Source organism: Pseudomonas sp. AS2.8 (genome assembly GCF_014190935.1).
Classification (GTDB): Bacteria; Pseudomonadota; Gammaproteobacteria; order Pseudomonadales; family Pseudomonadaceae; genus Chryseomonas.
This window is the reverse complement of the sequence record NZ_JACHVV010000006.1, coordinates 72,440-89,176: the sequence shown is the minus strand read 5'-3', so window position 1 is coordinate 89,176 and position 16,737 is coordinate 72,440. Positions and strand designations below refer to the sequence as shown.

General features: G+C 67.7%; 13 protein-coding genes. 5 read left to right on the top strand and 8 right to left on the bottom strand.

Features of this window, described 5'->3' with window-relative positions:
• Nucleotides 1-143: 143 nt before the first annotated feature.
• Nucleotides 144-2,411, top strand: coding sequence for a YgiQ family radical SAM protein (locus tag FHR73_RS21415; protein ID WP_183633921.1), 2,268 nt, complete (start codon nucleotides 144-146; stop codon nucleotides 2,409-2,411).
• Nucleotides 2,412-2,570: 159 nt separating this feature from the next.
• Here FHR73_RS21415 and FHR73_RS21410 read toward each other — a convergent pair whose 3' ends face one another.
• The 7 genes from FHR73_RS21410 to urtA all read right to left on the bottom strand — a co-directional run bounded on the left by FHR73_RS21410 (nucleotide 2,571) and on the right by urtA (nucleotide 9,999).
• Entirely contained in the window at nucleotides 2,571-3,425 is an 855-nt protein-coding gene (locus FHR73_RS21410) for a shikimate dehydrogenase (RefSeq protein ID WP_183633920.1), read from the bottom strand.
• Nucleotides 3,426-3,429: 4 nt separating this feature from the next.
• Nucleotides 3,430-3,873, bottom strand: coding sequence for a type II 3-dehydroquinate dehydratase (gene aroQ / locus FHR73_RS21405; RefSeq protein WP_183633919.1), 444 nt, complete (start codon nucleotides 3,871-3,873; stop codon nucleotides 3,430-3,432).
• Nucleotides 3,874-4,019: 146 nt separating this feature from the next.
• Nucleotides 4,020-4,718, bottom strand: coding sequence for an urea ABC transporter ATP-binding subunit UrtE (gene urtE / locus FHR73_RS21400; RefSeq protein ID WP_183633918.1), 699 nt, complete (start codon nucleotides 4,716-4,718; stop codon nucleotides 4,020-4,022).
• A 161-nt stretch (nucleotides 4,719-4,879) separates the two neighbouring features.
• Complete coding sequence (urtD, locus tag FHR73_RS21395; protein ID WP_183633917.1) at nucleotides 4,880-5,725, bottom strand: urea ABC transporter ATP-binding protein UrtD; 846 nt, start codon at nucleotides 5,723-5,725, stop codon at nucleotides 4,880-4,882.
• The gene (urtC, locus tag FHR73_RS21390) at nucleotides 5,722-6,801 is read right to left on the bottom strand and encodes an urea ABC transporter permease subunit UrtC (RefSeq protein WP_026084070.1); all 1,080 of its coding nucleotides are present in this window, start codon (nucleotides 6,799-6,801) and stop codon (nucleotides 5,722-5,724) included. Before urtC ends, urtD begins: the two co-directional genes overlap by 4 nt.
• Nucleotides 6,798-8,366, bottom strand: coding sequence for an urea ABC transporter permease subunit UrtB (urtB, locus tag FHR73_RS21385; RefSeq protein ID WP_183633915.1), 1,569 nt, complete (start codon nucleotides 8,364-8,366; stop codon nucleotides 6,798-6,800). The genes urtC and urtB overlap by 4 nt, the downstream gene beginning before the upstream one ends.
• Nucleotides 8,367-8,724: 358 nt before the next feature.
• The gene (gene urtA, locus FHR73_RS21380) at nucleotides 8,725-9,999 is read right to left on the bottom strand and encodes an urea ABC transporter substrate-binding protein (RefSeq protein ID WP_027598819.1); all 1,275 of its coding nucleotides are present in this window, start codon (nucleotides 9,997-9,999) and stop codon (nucleotides 8,725-8,727) included.
• Between the two features lie 276 nt (nucleotides 10,000-10,275).
• Here urtA and FHR73_RS21375 point away from each other — a divergent pair, with 276 nt between their 5' ends.
• From FHR73_RS21375 to FHR73_RS21365, 3 genes are read left to right on the top strand one after another with little or no spacing between them, the layout of a single operon-like run.
• The gene (locus tag FHR73_RS21375; protein ID WP_409258708.1) at nucleotides 10,276-11,232 is read left to right on the top strand and encodes an NAD(P)-dependent oxidoreductase; all 957 of its coding nucleotides are present in this window, start codon (nucleotides 10,276-10,278) and stop codon (nucleotides 11,230-11,232) included.
• 2 nt (nucleotides 11,233-11,234) lie between these two features.
• Nucleotides 11,235-12,752: an aldehyde dehydrogenase family protein gene (locus FHR73_RS21370; protein WP_183633911.1), complete on the top strand. Its 1,518-nt coding sequence runs from the start codon at nucleotides 11,235-11,237 to the stop codon at nucleotides 12,750-12,752.
• Nucleotides 12,753-12,755: 3 nt separating this feature from the next.
• Nucleotides 12,756-13,910, top strand: a complete 1,155-nt coding sequence (locus FHR73_RS21365) for a M20 aminoacylase family protein (protein ID WP_183633909.1) — start codon at nucleotides 12,756-12,758, stop codon at nucleotides 13,908-13,910.
• Between the two features lie 157 nt (nucleotides 13,911-14,067).
• Here FHR73_RS21365 and FHR73_RS21360 read toward each other — a convergent pair whose 3' ends face one another.
• Nucleotides 14,068-14,970 carry a LysR family transcriptional regulator gene (locus FHR73_RS21360; protein ID WP_183633907.1) on the bottom strand — a complete coding sequence of 301 codons (903 nt, stop codon included), beginning with the start codon at nucleotides 14,968-14,970 and terminating at the stop codon, nucleotides 14,068-14,070.
• A gap of 328 nt (nucleotides 14,971-15,298) precedes the next feature.
• On the opposite strand from FHR73_RS21360, the gene FHR73_RS21355 reads away from it, so the two are divergent.
• A complete protein-coding gene (locus tag FHR73_RS21355) occupies nucleotides 15,299-16,624 on the top strand; it encodes a DUF3100 domain-containing protein (RefSeq protein ID WP_183633905.1) in 1,326 nt (441 codons plus the stop codon).
• Nucleotides 16,625-16,737: the final 113 nt, after the last annotated feature.

The window sequence follows — 16,737 nt, the reverse complement described above, 5'->3', positions numbered from 1 at the left end:
CCCCCGGGGAGAGGGTTGGGGTGAGGGCAGGGCCGAGGCAGCCGCCCGATAGCCAAAGGCAATCGATGTCCGGGGGCTGAGCTGGTCATTTTTTGTGCTATTCTTCGCGACCTCCTGAAAACACCCCTTTCCCGGAAGCTGCCATGCAAGCCGCCACGCCGCTGTTCGACTATCCGAAATACTGGGCCGAGTGCTTTGGTCCTGCACCCTTCCTGCCCATGAGTCGGGCGGAGATGGAGCAACTCGGCTGGGACAGCTGCGACATCATCATCGTCACCGGGGACGCTTACGTCGATCACCCGTCCTTTGGCATGGCCATCATCGGCCGGCTGCTGGAGGCCCAGGGCTTCCGCGTGGGCATCATCGCCCAGCCGGACTGGCATTCGAAGGACGACTTCATGAAGCTCGGCGAGCCGAATCTGTTCTTCGGTGTGGCCGCGGGCAACATGGACTCGATGATCAACCGCTACACCGCGGACAAGAAGGTCCGCTCCGACGATGCCTATACCCCGGGCAACGTCGCCGGCAAGCGTCCGGATCGCGCCAGCCTGGTCTATAGCCAGCGCTGCAAGGAAGCCTACAGCCACGTGCCGATCGTGCTCGGCGGCATCGAGGCCTCGCTGCGCCGGATCGCCCACTACGACTACTGGCAGGACAAGGTCCGCCGCTCGATCCTGATGGATGCCACCGCCGACATCCTCCTCTATGGCAACGCCGAGCGGGCGGTGGTCGAGATCGCCCAGCGGCTGTCGCGTGGCGAGCGCGTCGAGGCCATCACCGACGTGCGCGGTACCGCCTTCATCCGTCGGGACACGCCCGAGGGCTGGTTCGAGGTCGACTCGACCCGCATCGATCGACCCGGTCGCGTCGACAAGATCATCAATCCCTACGTGAACACCCAGGACACCGAGGCCTGTGCCATCGAGCAGGCCAAAGGCGAGGTCGAAGACCCCAACGAAGCCAAGGTGGTGCAGCTGCTGGAAAGCCCGCGCATGACCCGCGACAAGACGGTGATCCGCCTGCCGTCCTTCGAGAAGGTGCGCAACGACCCGGTGCTCTATGCCCATGCCAACCGCGTGCTGCACCTGGAAACCAACCCGGGCAACGCCCGCGCGCTGGTGCAGCGGCATGGCGAGGTGGACGTCTGGTTCACGCCGCCGCCCATCCCCATGACCACCGAGGAAATGGACTATGTGTTCGGCATGCCCTATGCGCGCGTGCCACACCCGGCCTATGGCAAGGAAAGGATCCCGGCCTACGAGATGATCCGTTTCTCGGTGAACATCATGCGCGGCTGCTTTGGTGGCTGCACCTTCTGCTCCATCACCGAGCACGAAGGCCGGATCATCCAGAATCGCTCCCACGACTCGATCATCCGCGAGATCGAGGAGATGCGCGACAAGGTGCCGGGCTTTACCGGCGTGGTCTCGGACCTCGGCGGGCCGACCGCCAACATGTACCGCATCGCCTGCAAGGACCCGGAGATCGAGCGCCACTGCCGCAAGCCGTCGTGCGTGTTCCCCGGTATCTGCGAGAACCTCAATACCGATCACTCATCCTTGATCGAGCTGTACCGCAAGGCGCGGGCGCTGCCGGGGGTGAAGAAGATCCTGATCGCCTCGGGCCTGAGATACGACCTGGCCGTGGAGTCGCCCGAGTACGTCAAGGAACTGGTCACCCATCATGTCGGCGGCTACCTGAAGATCGCGCCCGAGCACACCGAGCGCGGTCCGCTGGACAAGATGATGAAGCCCGGCATCGGCAGCTACGACCGCTTCAAGCAGATGTTCGAGAAGTACACCAAGGAGGCGGGCAAGGAGCAGTACCTGATCCCCTACTTCATCGCCGCGCACCCGGGCACCACCGACGAGGACATGATGAACCTCGCCCTGTGGCTCAAGCGCAACGGCTTCCGCGCGGATCAGGTGCAGGCCTTCTATCCCTCGCCGATGGCCACCGCCACGGCCATGTACCACTCGGGCAAGAATCCGCTGCGCAAGGTCACCTACAAGAGCGATGGCGTGACCATCGTCAAGAGCGACCAGCAGCGCCGCCTGCACAAGGCCTTCCTGCGCTACCACGATCCCAAGGGCTGGCCGATGCTGCGCGAGGCGCTCAAGGATATGGGTCGCGCCGACCTGATCGGGCCGGGCAAGCACCAGTTGATCCCGGCCACCCAGCCGGTGGGCGACGCGGGCTACCAGAGTGCGCGGCGCAAGAATTCCACTCCGGTGGGCAGCAAGAAGGCCGGTACCGGCGCCGGGCGCATCCTCACCCAGCACACCGGCCTGCCACCCCGCGCCAGCGATGGCAGCAAGGCCTGGGACAAGGGCCAGGAAGGCCAGGCCGCCGGCTACGCCAAGGGCGGTCCGCGCAAGAAGTCGCGGCGTCAGCCGAACATGCCGCGCTGAGGCGAGGGCAGGAGAAAAGGGGAGGCCGAGGCCTCCCCTTTTTCATGGGCGCTAGATCAGGTGCGGGGTCGTTGGGCTTCGACGGTGGGGCTGTCTCAACCCAACCTACGGATGAGCGAGGTAGGTTGGGTTGAGCGCAGCGAAGCCCAACGCTGGGGACTAGCCGCGCAATTCGGCGAAATGGGCCTGCATGCGTTCGGCGTCGGCGCTACGACCGCTGAAGAGTTCGAAGGCCTTGACCGCCTGGAACACGGCCATGGTGCCGCCATCCAGGGTGCGGCAGCCGAGGGCGCGGGCCTGGCGCAGCAGCTCGGTTTCCAGCGGGAAGTAGATGATCTCGGCGACCCAGAGTCCGGAATGCAGCAACTCGGCCGGCAGTGGCATGCCGGGCAGCTTGGCCATGCCCACCGGCGAGGTGTTGACCAGGCCATCGGCAGCGGCGACCGCGGCGGCCCGGTCGGTGCCGACCGCGGCGCGCCCGGGGCCGAAGTGGCGGGTCAGGTTGTCCACCAGCGCCTGGGCCCGCTCGGCCTCGACATCGAAGATGAACAGCTGGTCGACACCCTCGGCGAGCAGGGCGTGGGCCACGGCGCTGCCGGCACCGCCGGCGCCCAGTTGCACCACCAGGCGCTTGGCTACGTCCGGCAGGCCGCGGCGAAAGCCTTCGGCGAAGCCCAGGCAGTCGGTGTTGTGGCCCACGGTGCGGCCGTCGGCCAGCACCACGGTATTCACCGCGCCGATGCCGCGCGCCTCGGGAGAGAGGTCGTCGAGCAGCGGGATGATCGCCTGCTTGCAAGGAAAGGTGATGTTGAGGCCGGTGAAGCCGGTGCGCTGGGCGGCCTGCAGCAACTCGGGCAGGGCGTCTGCAGCGAGGCCGAGGGCATCCAGGTCGATCAGCCGATAGAGGTATCTGAGGCCCTGGGCGTCGCCTTCGCGTTCGTGCATGGCGGGCGTCAGCGAGGCCTGGATGCCGGCGCCGATGAGGCCGGCGAGGACGGATTTGGGTGCGGTCATGGCGTTAGTTTCCCTGGTGGGCGATGAGGGCGGCGATGGCGGCGCGATATCCCTGGCTGCCGAGGCCGCAGATGACGCCGACGGCGATGCCCGAGACATAGGAATGATGACGGAAGGCTTCGCGGCGATGCACGTTGGACAGGTGCACCTCGTAGACCGGCAGCTCGCTGGCCACCAGGGCGTCGCGCAAGGCCACCGAGGTGTGGGTCCAGGCGGCGGGATTGATCACCACCCCGGCATAGGCGCCGCGGGCCGCGTGGATCCAGTCGAGCAATTCGCCTTCGTGGTTGGTCTGGCGGAAGTCCACCTCGTAACCCTCGGCGGCGGCGGTCTCGGTACACAGCCGGGCGACGTCGGCCAGGGTCTCGTGGCCGTAGGTGGCGGGCTCGCGGGTGCCGAGCAGATTGAGGTTGGGTCCGTTGAGGACCAGGATGCGGCGGGAGGACATGACAGCCTTCTCTCTTGTTGTCTTGCCGGGCAGGCGCTGCCCGGCACTGGAGAGAAAATGTACCAGCCGGTTAATTCCGTCAATCGAGTCGGTCGGGCGGGTGGCAGGGCAGGCTGCGGAAGCGTTCGATTATCGACCCTGGCCCGCTAGATCGCCACCAGTCCCCGTACCCCTTCCACCTCCATGTCGACCCCGCGGCCGCGCTGGACGATCTCGCCACGGGACATCACCAGGTAGCCGTCGGCCAGTTCACTGGCGAAGTCGTAGAACTGCTCCACCAGCAGGATGGCCATGTCGCCGCGCTTGGCCAGGTGGGCTATGACGGTGCCGATCTCCTTGATCACCGAGGGCTGGATGCCCTCGGTGGGTTCGTCGAGGATCAGCAGGCGCGGGCGGCTGGCCAGGGCGCGGCCGATGGCCAGTTGCTGCTGCTGGCCGCCGGAGAGGTCGCCACCGCGACGCTGGCGCATCTGCCGCAGCACGGGGAAGAGTTCGTAGATGGATTCGGGTACCTCGCGGGCTTCCCGGGCGGGAAAGCGCGACAGGCCCATGAGCAGATTTTCCTCGACGGTGAGGCGCGGAAAGATCTCGCGGCCCTGGGGCACGTAGGCGATGCCGGACTGCACCCGCTGGTGCGGCTTGCGGGAGGTGATGTCCTGGCCTTCCCAGGTGACGCTGCCGCGCTTGGCCGGGATCAGGCCCATGAGGCAGCGCAGCAGGGTGGTCTTGCCGACGCCGTTGCGGCCGAGCAGGCTGGTGACCTCGCCGATGGGCGCGTCGAAGGACAGGCCACGCAGGATGTGGCTGCCGCCGTAGTACTGATGGAGTTCGTTGACCTGGAGCATGGGGGCCTCGGCCGGTTGTCTGGTCTCTGGCAGGCCGGATGGCCTGCCGACGTAGGTTGGGTTGAGCGGAGCGAAGCCCAACGCTCCCGGTCCGTATCGGTGTTGGGCTTCGACTGTGGAGCCGTCTCAACCCAACCTACGGACAGGGGCGCGACCGCGCGCTAGCGCCCCAGATACACCTCGATCACCTGGTCGTTGGCCTGGACCTGGTCCAGCGAGCCTTCGGCCAGGACGTGGCCCTGGTGCAGCACGGTGACGTGATCGGCGATGCTGCCGACGAAGCCCATGTCGTGCTCCACCACCATCAGCGAGTGCCGGGGCACCAGCGACTTGAACAGCTCGGCGGTGAATTCGGTCTCGGCGTCGGTCATGCCGGCCACGGGTTCGTCGAGCAGCAGCAGTTGCGGCTCCTGCACCAGCAGCATGCCGATCTCGAGGAATTGCTTCTGGCCGTGGGAGAGCAGGCCCGCCGTGCGCCCGCGCGATTCCTGCAGGCGGATGGTGGTCAGCACCTCTTCCAGGCGATCGCGCTGTTCGCCGGAGAGCCGTGCGCGCAGGCTGGCCCACACCGACTTGTCGGTCCGTTGCGCCAGCTCCAGGTTCTCCCAGACCGTCAGGGCCTCGAACACCGTGGGCTTCTGGAATTTGCGACCGATGCCGGCCTGGGCGATCTCCACCGGTTGCAGGCGGGTCAGGTCGAGGGTCTCGCCGAACCAGGCGCTGCCGCGGTCGGGGCGGGTCTTGCCGGTGATGACGTCCATCATGGTGGTCTTGCCGGCGCCGTTGGGGCCGATGATGCAGCGCAATTCACCGACGCCGATGTAGAGATTTAAGTCGCGCAAGGCCTTGAAGCCGTCGAAGCTGACCTCGATGCCTTCCAGGCTGAGGATGGTGCCGTGGCGGGTGTCCAGGCCCGTGCCGGCGCGATGGCCAAGACCGCTGGCCTCGGCGCCGATGCCGGGATCGAGCACTTCCGCGGCGACGGGGGGTACGGGGGCGGCTTTCATGCGTCGCGCTCCTTCTTGATGAGGCCGATCACGCCACGCGGCAGATAGAGGGTGACGACGATGAACAGGGCGCCGAGGAAGAACAGCCAGTATTCGGGAAAGGCCACGGTGAACCAGCTCTTGGCGCCGTTGACGATGCCGGCGCCGAGCACCGGGCCGATCAGGCTGCCGCGTCCGCCGAGGGCGACCCAGATGGCCGCTTCGATGGAGTTGGTCGGGGCCATCTCGCTGGGGTTGATGATGCCCACCTGGGGTACGTAGAGCGCCCCGGCCAGGCCGCAGAGCACCGCCGAGAGCACCCAGACGAACAGCTTGAAACCGCGCGGATCGTAGCCGCAGAAGGTCACCCGGTTCTCGGCGTCGCGGATCGCCGTGAGGATGCGGCCGAACTTGCTCTGCGCCAGGCGCCAGCCCAGCCAGAGACTGGCCACCAGCAGGGCCACGGTGAGCAGGAAGAGCACCGCGCGGGTGCCCTGGGCGGCCACCGGAAAGCCCAGCAGGGTGGTGAAGCCGGTAAAGCCGTTGTTGCCGCCGAAGCCGGTCTCGTTGCGAAAGAACAGCAGCATGCCGGCAAAGGTCAGCGCCTGGGTCATGATCGAGAAGTAGACGCCCTTGATCTTCGAGCGGAAGGCGAAGAAGCCGAACGCCAGGGCCAGCAGACCGGGGGCCAGTACCGCCAGGCACAGCGCCCAGAGGAAATGGTCGGTGCCGGCCCAGAACCAGGGATAGCGGGTCCAGGAGAGAAAGCTCATGAACGGCGGCAGACCGTCACCGGCGGCCTGGCGCATCAGGTACATGCCCATGGCGTAGCCGCCGAGGGCGAAGAACAGTCCGTGGCCGAGGGAGAGCATCCCGGCGTAGCCCCAGACCAGGTCCAGCGCCAGGGCGACGATGGCATAGCAGAGGATCTTGCCCACCAGGGTGAGGGTGTAGGCCGAGACCTGGAAGGGGTTGTCGGCCGGCAGCAGGGACAGCAGCGGCAGGGCGATCAGCACGGCGAGGGCCAGGCCGAGCACGGCCAAGCTCAGGCGCGGGCCGGCCTTCTGCACAGCGGTAAGCGCGAGTGGCTGGTTCAATCGATGACCCTCCCCTTGAGGGCGAACAGGCCCTGGGGCCGCTTCTGGATGAACAGGATGATCAGGCCGAGGATGAGGATCTTGCCCAGCACGGCGCCGATCTGGGGTTCGAGGATCTTGTTGACGATGCCCAGGCCGAAGGCCGCCAGCACGCTGCCAGCCAGTTGGCCGACGCCGCCGAGCACCACCACCAGGAAGGAGTCGATGATGTAGCTCTGGCCGAGGTCCGGACCGACGTTGCCGATCTGCGACAGGGCCACGCCGCCCAGACCGGCGATGCCGGAACCGAGGCCGAAGGCGAGCATGTCGATGCGGCCCGTCGGTACGCCGCAGCAGGCGGCCATGTTGCGATTCTGGGTCACGGCGCGCACGTTGAGGCCCAGCCGGGTCTTGTTCAGCAGGGCCCAGGTCAGGACCAGCACGAAGACCACGAAGCCGAGGATGATCACGCGGTTCCACGGCAGGAGCAGGTTGGGCAGCACCTGGATGCCGCCGGACAGCCAGGCCGGGTTGGCCACCTCGACGTTCTGGGCGCCGAACAGCACCCGCACCGCCTGGATCAGCATCAGGCTGATGCCCCAGGTCGCCAGCAGGGTTTCCAGCGGTCGGCCATAGAGGTGGCGGATCACGGTGCGCTCCAGCGCCATGCCGATGGCGGCGGTGACGGCGAAGGCTACCGGCAGGGCCAGCAGCGGATACCAGGCCAGCCATTCGGGCGCCAGGCGCTGCAGGGTCAGCTGCACCATATAGGTGCTGTAGGCGCCGAGCATCAGCATCTCGCCGTGGGCCATGTTGATGACGCCGAGCAGGCCATAGGTGATGGCCAGGCCCAGGGCGGCCAGTAGCAGGATGGAGCCCAGCGACAGCCCGGTGAAGGCCTGGCCGAGCAGATCGCCCAGCAGCAGCTTGCGGTCCACCTGGGCGAGGCCGGTGGCGGCGGCCTTGCGGACGTCGTCGTTGGCTTCCACGGCCGGATCGAGCAGGGCCTGCAGGCGGGTCTTGGCCTGGGGCTCGCCGGATTCGCCGAGCAGGCGCACCGCGGCCAGGCGCACGGCGGGATCGGGATCGGTCAGCTGCAGATTGGCCAGGGCGGCGACGAGGGCGCCTTTGACGTCCTTGTCGGCTTCGCTCTGCAGGCGTTTTTCCAGGAAGGCACGCTGCTCGGGCTTGGCTTCCTGGCGCAGGGCCTGGGCGGCGGTCAGGCGTACGCCGGCATCCGCCGACAGCAGCCCGCCGCTGGCCTGGGCGGCGCCGATGAGGACGCGCAGGCGGTTGTTCAGGCGGATCTGCTTGGGCGTGCCGGTGGGCGCCGTGGCGTCACCTTCGGCGGCGCTGTAGCTGTCGCCGGTCTTGTAGAAGGGCCGCTTGTCTTCGTCGACATAGAGGCGACCGTCCTGCAGTGCCTGGAGCACCGGGAGCTGGGCGGGATCGGGCGCGGCGGCCCAGTCCTGCAGCAGTTTGGCCTGGTCGTTGGCGCTGGCGGCGGCCAGCTCGGCGGCGGGGCCGGCCTGGGCGGTGCCAACGAGCAGCAACAGCAGGGGCAGAAGAAAAAGGCGTAGGGACATGCTCGGCCTCGTCGATGGGTAAAGGCTCCTGCACGGCGTCTCCGGGGGGATGGCGGGCGTGGCCTCGTTTCTGGTGCCGGGCACCGGACCGTGTGGCCGGGTGCGCTGGCGGGCCCTCACCCCAGCCCTCTCCCGGGGGGAGAGGGGAAGAGCGGAGCGGTGGTGGTGCGGCGCTTCCGGTTCTGGCGGGAAGCGCCTTGGCCCTCTCCCAAGGAGAGAGGGGGAAGAGCTGTTGGCCTCGGCGCGCCTTTTGCCCTCACCCCAACCCTCTCCCGAGGGGAGAGGGGGCAAGAGCTACAAGCTGAGCGGCGTTTTGCTCTCCTCTCCCTCCGGGAGAATGGCCGGGGGTGAGAGGGCGTTACTGGCCGCTCTTCACCGGTTCGTCGGACTTCTTGTCGTTGCCGGGGATGTAGGGGCTCCAGGGCTGGGCGCGGACCGGGCCCTCGGTCTGCCAGACGACGTTGAACTGACCGTCGTCCTGGACCTCACCGATCATCACTGGCTTGTGCAGGTGATGGTTCTTCTCGTCCATCTTCACGGTGTAGCCGTCCGGCGCCGCGAAGGTCTGGCCGGCCATGGCCTTGCGGACCTTGTCGACGTCGGTGCTGCCGGCCTTTTCCACCGCCTGGGCCCACATGTGGATGCCGATGTAGGTGGCTTCCATGGGGTCGTTGGTCACGGCGGTCTGGTAGTTGGGCAGGTTCTTGGCCTTGGCGTAGGCCTTCCAGGCCTCGACGAACTTCTTGTTCACCGGGTTATCCAGCGACTCGAAGTAGTTCCAGGCGGCCAGCTGGCCCACCAGCGGCTTGGTGTCGATGCCGCGCAGTTCTTCCTCGCCCACCGAGAAGGCCACTACCGGCACGTCGGTGGCCTTCAGGCCCTGGTTGCCCAGTTCCTTGTAGAAGGGCACGTTGGAGTCGCCGTTGATGGTGGAGACCACCGCGGTCTTGCCGCCGGCGGAGAACTTCTTGATGTTGGCGACGATGGTCTGGTAATCGCTGTGGCCGAAGGGGGTGTAGACCTCTTCGATGTCCTTGTCCTGCACGCCCTTGCTGTGCAGGAAGGATCTGAGAATCTTGTTGGTGGTGCGCGGATAGACGTAGTCGGTGCCCAGCAGGAAGAAGCGCTTGGCGCCGCCGCCTTCTTCGCTCATCAGGTATTCCACCGCCGGGATGGCCTGCTGGTTCGGTGCCGCGCCGGTGTAGAAGACGTTGGGCGACATCTCTTCGCCTTCGTACTGCACCGGGTAGAACAGCAGGCCGTTGAGTTCTTCGTAGACCGGCAGGACCGATTTGCGCGAGACCGAGGTCCAGCAGCCGAAGGTGACCGCGACCTTGTCCTGGGTCACCAGCTGGCGCGCCTTCTCGGCGAACAGCGGCCAGTTGGAGGCCGGATCCACCACCACGGGTTCCAGCTTCTTGCCCAGTACCCCGCCCTTGGCGTTGATCTCGTCGATGGTCATCAGCGCCATGTCCTTGAGCGAGGTCTCGGAGATGGCCATGGTGCCAGACAGCGAATGCAAGATACCGACCTTGATGGTGTCCGCGGCGTGGGCGGCACTCCAGGGAAACAGACCGCTCATGAGCAGAGCGGACGCGGCAAGGGTGGTCTTCAGTAGTGGGCGGCGCTTCATGCGAAAGGCTCCTTAGCGAACGTGCGCTGTTGTTGGGCTGGACTGCTGGCCAGCCAGGGCGCCTTTTCAGGAATTGTGCCAGGGTTCGCAAAGGCGCACGGTGACTGGCGCTTTGCCTGCAGCCGCGGTCGCGCGGTTGGTGGCTCTGCACCAGCCTGGGGCCGAGCAGTGCCCTCGAATCGTGCCTTTGCACGATGCTGGTGCCCTCAGCCGTCGTTGCCTTTTGCGCAACATGAAAGTCCGAATGCCGTATTGGTGGTGATGCCTGGTCCTCCCATACTCGATCGCCAAGGGGTCGGCCACCGGGTCGGTCACCGCCAATTCGAAGAAGAGGAACAAGGCATGGGCAGGCAGGTCGGGGTCATCGGACTCGGCAACATGGGCGGCAACATGGCGATCACCCTGGCGCGCAAGGGCGTGACCGTCACCGGGCTGGATCCCTCCAGCGCCGCCTGCGAGCGGGTCGCCGCCCAGGGCGTGGCCATCGCCGGCGACCTGGCGGCCCTGGCCGCCAGCTGCGACGTCATCGTGCTGTCGCTGCCCAAGGCCGAGCATGTCGAGGCCGTGTGCCTGGGCGAGGCGGGTCTGGTCAGCCGCGTGCGGCCGGGCACCGTGGTGGTCGACACCACCACCTCCACCCCGGAGACCAGTCGCCGGGTGGCGGCGGCCTTTGCCGAGGTCGGCGCCGATTTCCTCGATGCCCCGGTCTCCGGCGGCCCCGCCGGTGCCGCGGCCGGCACCATGACCATGGTCATCGGCGGCAGCGAGGCGGCCCTGGCCAAGGCGCTGCCGGCGCTGGAAGCCATGAGCGCCACCCGGGTGCACATCGGCGCCGTGGGTGCCGGCAACATCGCCAAGATTGCCAATAACCTCCTCGCCGCGGCGCACCTGATCACCACCGCGGAAGCCGTCACCATGGCCGCCCGTGCCGGCGTCGCCCCGGAAAAGCTGCTCGAAGGCATCAATGCCGGCTCCGGGCGCAGCGCCGCCAGCCAGGGCATGTTCCCTACCTGGGTGCTCAACAAGGCCTACGACTCCGGCTTCACCATGGGCCTGATGCGCAAGGACGTGGGCCTGGCCCAGCAGCTCATCGCCGAACTCGGCCTCGACCTGCCGCTGGCCGCGGCCACGGCCCAGGCCTGGAAGGCCAGCGCCGAGACCCTGGCCGACGGCGAGGATTTCTGCGCCATCGCGCGACGCACCAGCGAAGACCTGTTCGGCAACGGGGAATGATCATGATGAACGCCAAGACACTGGAATTGCTCAAGCCCTTCTGGGGTGATCGCCAACAGGTCGCCAGCTACGTGGACGGCGCATTCGTCGACGGCAGCGGCGAGCGGATCACCGTGCGCAACGCCCATGACGACAGCCCTGCCTACAGCTATCCCGACGCCGACCTGGCCGTGGTCGAGCGCGCCGATACCGCCGCCCGCCGGGCGCGCGAGGAATGGCGCGCCCTGACCGCCCAGGCGCGTGGGCGCATCATCTACCGGGTCGGCGCCCTGATCCGCGAGGAGGCCGAGGTTTTGGCGCAGCTGGAGTCCCAGACCGCCAACAAGCCGATCCGTGACGCCCGCGTCGAGGTGCTCAAGGTCGCCGAGATGTTCGAGTACTACGCCGGCTGGGCCGACAAGCTGCACGGCGAAGTCATCCCGGTGCCCACCAGTCATCTCAACTACGTGACCTACGAACCCCTGGGCACGGTGCTGCAGATCACCCCCTGGAACGCGCCGATCTTCACCGGTGGCTGGCAGATCGCGCCGGCCATCACCGCCGGCAACGCGGTGATCCTCAAGCCCTCCGAACTGACCCCGGTGACCTCGCTGCTGCTGGGCGTGCTGGTGGAACGCGCCGGTGCGCCCAAGGGCCTGGTCAACGTGCTCGCCGGCCAGGGTCATACCGTCGGCCAGCAGGTGATCGCCCATGCCGACATCCGCAAGGTGGTCTTCGTCGGCTCGCCGGCCACCGGCCGGCACATCGCCGCCGCCGCGGCCCAGCGCTGCATCCCGGTGGTGCTGGAGCTGGGTGGCAAGTCGGCCAACATTGTCTTCGAAGACGCCGACCTGGACCTGGCGGTGCGCGGCGCCCAGGCGGCGATCTTTTCCGGCGCCGGCCAGAGTTGCGTCTCGGGCTCGCGGCTGCTGGTGCAGGAATCCATCTACGAGCGCTTCATCCAGGCGGTGGCCCGCGCCGCCAGCCAGTTCAAGGTCGGGGATCCCGGCGATCCCGAGACCCAGATCGGTCCGATCCACAACGCCAAGCAATTCGCTCATGTGCGCACCATGGTGGAAGGCGCTCTGGGCGAGGGCGCACGGCATGTCGCCAATGGCGTCGAGCCGCTGCCCGCCGGGACCGGTTACTACGTCAATCCCACGGTATTGGCCGGCCACAATGGCCTGAGCTGCGCCCAGGAAGAGATCTTCGGGCCGGTGGTGGTGGCCATTCCCTTCAAGGACGAAGCCGACGCCATCCGCATCGCCAACGACAGCCGCTTCGGCCTGGCCGGGGCGGTCTGGACCCGCGACGTCGGGCGTGCCCACCGGGTGGCCCGTGGCGTGCGCGCCGGCACCTTCTGGGTCAACGGCTACAAGACCATCCACGTCAGCTCGCCCTTCGGCGGCTATGGCGAGAGCGGCTACGGTCGCTCCTCCGGCCTCGACGCCCTGCGCGAATACAGCGAGGTGAAGAGCGTCTGGGTGGAAACCGCCGCCGTCCCTGCCGCCGGCTTTGGCTACGGCGCCAGCCTGGAGTAACCGATGACCATTCACCAAGCGCTGCTGGACGACGCCCGTAGCTGGCGTCGCGATTTCCACGCCCATCCCGAACTGGGTTTCGCCGAGCACCGCACCGCGGCGCGGGTGGCCGAATTGCTCGAGGGCTTCGGCCTGGAGGTCCATCGTGGCCTCGGCGGCACCGGCGTGGTCGGGGTGTTGCGCCATGGCGAGGGCCCGAGCCTGGGGCTGCGCGCCGACATGGACGCCCTGCCGATGCAGGAGGTGGGGAACGTCCCCCACCGTTCCACCGCCGCTGGGCGCATGCACGCCTGCGGCCATGACGGCCACACCGCCATCCTGCTGGCCACCGCGCGTCACCTGAGCGAAAACCGCGATTTCCGCGGCACCCTCTATTTCGTCTTCCAGCCCGCCGAAGAGAATCTCGGCGGCGCCCAGAAGATGATCGAGGACGGCCTGTTCGAGCGCTTCCCCATGGATGCCCTCTACGGCCTGCACAACTGGCCGGGCTTGCCGGCCGGGCAGGTGGTGGTCAATCCGGGCGCCATGATGGCCTCGCTGGACACCTTCGCCATCACCCTGACCGGCAAGGGCTGCCATGCGGCCATGCCCGAGCGCGGCCGCGATCCCATCGTCGCCGCGGCGGACCTGATCCTGCAGCTGCAGACCATCGTAGCCCGGCGGATCTCGCCCCTGGCGTCGGTGGTGGTCAGCGTGACCATGATGGAAGCAGGGGAGGCGATCAACGTCATTCCCGAGGTGGCGCGGCTCCGGGGTACGGTGCGTTGCCTGGACGGCGCGGTGCGCGCCGAGGTGGAGCGGCTGATCGGCGAGATCGTCGCCCAGGCGCCGCTGGCCCAGGGCGTACGCGGCGAACTGGAATTCACCCGCGGCTATCCGGTGACCCAGAACCATCCGGCGCAGGCCGCGCGGGTGCGTCAGGCGGCAGTGACAGCCTTTGGCGCCGAGCGGGTCAGCGATGGCGTGCCGCCGTCCATGGCCTCCGAGGACTTCGCCTTCATGCTGGCGGCGCGTCCCGGCGCCTATCTCTGGCTGGGTGTCGACGGCGCCCAGCCCTCGGCGCCGCTGCACAACCCGGCCTATGACTTCAATGACGCCATCATCGAACCGGCCGTGCGGTTGTGGGCCGAGCTGGTGCGCCAGGAGCTGCCCGCCTGATTAGTCTTGAGCGTTTGGTCAAAGCCCAAAGACTTGCGAGCTAGAGCCAAACAAGGCGAAGAGGCCTGAGGAAGCGGAGTTTACAAGTGGTAAATGAGCATTCCGAAGGCCTCTTCAACGCAGTTTGGCCGACGCGCAGCTGGCTTTGAGCCGACGCTCAGCGAAAGGCGGTCATCTGCTGCACTAGACCGGTCCGCAATTCATCCGCGGCGCGGCTGAGCTTGCGGCCCAGGCGGGTGACCAGCTCGACGTGGGCACGGGCGAAGCCGGGATCGGCCAGGGGCAGGGCGCGCAGGGCGCCGCTGTCCAGTTCCTGGGTGGCGGCGAACAGCGGCAGGAGCGTGACGCCGCCCTGCTGGGCATAGTGCTTGAGCAGGGCGAAGGTGTTGCAGGTCAGGGTCGGCGCCAGGCGCTGGCCGGCGGCCTGTTCCACGGCGTCGAGCATCTGGCGGATGCCGTAGGAGATGTCCGGCAGCGCCAGGCGGTGCTCGCCCAGCGCGGCCAGGGTCACGGGCCCCTGGGTCGCGGCCAGCGGATGCTCCGGCGCCACCATGGCATAGAGCGGCTGGCCACGGCTGCCATGCACCCGCAGATGCGGATCGCGCGGCGGATTGAACACCAGCCCCAGTTGCGCCTCGTCTTCCATCACCTGGCGGATCACCTCGTTGGTGCCCACCACGTTGACCCTGACCTCGATCTCCGGATGCCGCGCGGAAAAGTCGCCCAGGCTGCGCGACAGGTCGCCGATGAAGCCTTCGCCGATGGCCAGCACCACGCGGCCGGTGCGCAGCCCCTGTAGATCGGCGATGGCGTCTCTCAGCCCGTCGAGCTGGGTCTGGCGCTGGCGGAAATAGTCCAGTACCAGGCGCCCGGCCTCGGTCGGGGTGATGCCGCGGCGGTGGCGCTCGATCAGGTCGACGCCCAGTTCCGCCTCGACCTGGGCGATCTGCCGGCTGACCGCGGACGGGGCGATGTCGAGGGCGTCGGCGGCGGCGCGCACGCTGCCCAGACGCACCGCCTCGACGAAATAATGCAAGCGTTGTTCGTGAATTCCACGCATCCGTGTGTTCTCGTAAAAGCAACGGAAAAGGCCGTTTCCAGTATTGGAGAGAGAACAGGGCGCTGTCCATACTCGGGCCAAGACCACGGCCGCCCCGGCCTGGCCGAGGCCCGCGACGCAGAGCCCCGGAACGGTGCAAAGCCCCATGCGAGACCCTGTCCGCGGCGGGCTTCAAGCCTCCGGCACGCCAGCCGTGCGACCTCGACCAGACCTCCAGAACGACCGGGTCGTGCTCCCTTGCGGAGCCCTTTTCTGCCCAGCGGGCCTCGCGCTCGCGACTGCCAACCATACCAACAACCGAGCCCGCGAGCGGGCCGCAGGGGGAAGAATGAGTGCCCATCCGACTCTGGCCGTCGGCCAGGACCGCGCTGTCAGCAATACCGTGAAACTCTATATCTGGGCCGCCGTGGTGCTGCTGATCGCCGAACTGATCGGCGCCATCAGCATTCCCCTGGGTCCCGGCAAGGTGGTCCTGCTGCCGATGATCTGGGCCCTGCTACTAGGCGCGGCGGTAGGGCAGGTCGGCAAGCGCATGCCGCTGGGGCTGGGCATCGACCGCGGCGCCCAGGTGCGCTCGGCGGCCATCCTGCAGTACGCCTTGCTGGTATTCATCGCCAAGCTCGGTCTGGTGGTGGGCGGCTCGCTGCCCACGGTGATCGCCGCCGGCTGGGCGCTGGCCTTCCAGGAGCTGGGGCATTTCGTCGGCACCATCCTGCTCGGCCTGCCGGTGGCACTGCTGCTGGGCATCAAGCGCGAGGCCATCGGTGCCACCTTCTCGGTGGGGCGCGAACCGAGCCTGGCGATCATCAGCGAACGCTATGGCATGGATTCCCCAGAAGGCCGCGGCGTATTGGCCGAATACCTCACCGGCACCCTGTTCGGCGCGGTGTTCATGGCCATCGTCGCCGGCTTCATCGCCAGCCTGAACATCTTCCATCCCTATTCCCTGGCCATGGGCGCCGGCCTGGGCTCGGGCAGCATCATGGCCGCCGCGGCGGGCGCCATCGCCGCCCAGCAGACGCCCGAGGTGGCCAAGGAGGTCATGGCGCTGGCCGCCGCCGCCAATCTCATCACCCTAACCCTGGGCACCTATTTCACCCTGTTCATCTCCCTGCCGCTGGCGGTCTGGGGCTACCGGGTGATGGAGCCGCGCATCGGTCGCACTACCAAGGCCTCTTTCCAGCAGAGCGCGGTGGACGCCGGCGTGGTGGACGAGCCCGTGGAGCTAGGCTGGTCGGCGCGCTTCAGCGCCTGGCTGGCCTCGGGCGTCCTGGCGCTGCTGGCGACCCTGGTGATGAGCAAGACCCTGCCGCCGGCGGCCTTCCTGGGCATCGCGGTGATGATCCTGGCGGCCTTCGTCGGCGAACTGCTCTGCCAGCTGTTCCGCCGCAAGGTGCCGGCGGTGTGCTGGGTATCGCTGGTGGCCATGTTCCTGACCTCGCCCTGGTGTCCGCTGGCGCCGCAGATCACTGCCGCCCACAACGCAGTCGGCATCATGGCGCTGATCACCCCCATGCTGGCCTTCGCCGGCCTGTCCATCGCCAAGGACATCCCGGCCTTCCGCCGCCTCGGCTGGCGCATCGTGGTGGTTTCGCTGATCGCCAGCTTCGGCACCTTCATCGGCGCGGCCTTTATCGCCGAAGTGTTCCACTGATCTCCCCCGCGCGCACCGGGTCCCCGGTGCGCCGCTTCCCGCTGTCGTACCGCCCCTCGTCTGACCTTCCCGTCCCCGCATTTTCGTGTCGCAGCTCCCAGCCTCGAGGCCGC

Excerpts from the sequence above, each read along its gene's own strand:
- FHR73_RS21415 (WP_183633921.1), top strand. The coding sequence starts at position 144 with ATGCAAGCCGCCACGCCGCTGTTCGACTATCCGAAATACTGGGCCGAG.
- FHR73_RS21410 (WP_183633920.1), bottom strand. The coding sequence starts at position 3,425 with ATGACCGCACCCAAATCCGTCCTCGCCGGCCTCATCGGCGCCGGCATC.
- aroQ (WP_183633919.1), bottom strand. The coding sequence starts at position 3,873 with ATGTCCTCCCGCCGCATCCTGGTCCTCAACGGACCCAACCTCAATCTG.
- urtE (WP_183633918.1), bottom strand. The coding sequence starts at position 4,718 with ATGCTCCAGGTCAACGAACTCCATCAGTACTACGGCGGCAGCCACATC.
- urtD (WP_183633917.1), bottom strand. The coding sequence starts at position 5,725 with ATGAAAGCCGCCCCCGTACCCCCCGTCGCCGCGGAAGTGCTCGATCCC.
- urtB (WP_183633915.1), bottom strand. The coding sequence starts at position 8,366 with ATGTCCCTACGCCTTTTTCTTCTGCCCCTGCTGTTGCTGCTCGTTGGC.
- urtA (WP_027598819.1), bottom strand. The coding sequence starts at position 9,999 with ATGAAGCGCCGCCCACTACTGAAGACCACCCTTGCCGCGTCCGCTCTG.
- FHR73_RS21370 (WP_183633911.1), top strand. The coding sequence starts at position 11,235 with ATGATGAACGCCAAGACACTGGAATTGCTCAAGCCCTTCTGGGGTGAT.
- FHR73_RS21365 (WP_183633909.1), top strand. The coding sequence starts at position 12,756 with ATGACCATTCACCAAGCGCTGCTGGACGACGCCCGTAGCTGGCGTCGC.
- FHR73_RS21360 (WP_183633907.1), bottom strand. The coding sequence starts at position 14,970 with ATGCGTGGAATTCACGAACAACGCTTGCATTATTTCGTCGAGGCGGTG.
- FHR73_RS21355 (WP_183633905.1), top strand. The coding sequence starts at position 15,299 with ATGAGTGCCCATCCGACTCTGGCCGTCGGCCAGGACCGCGCTGTCAGC.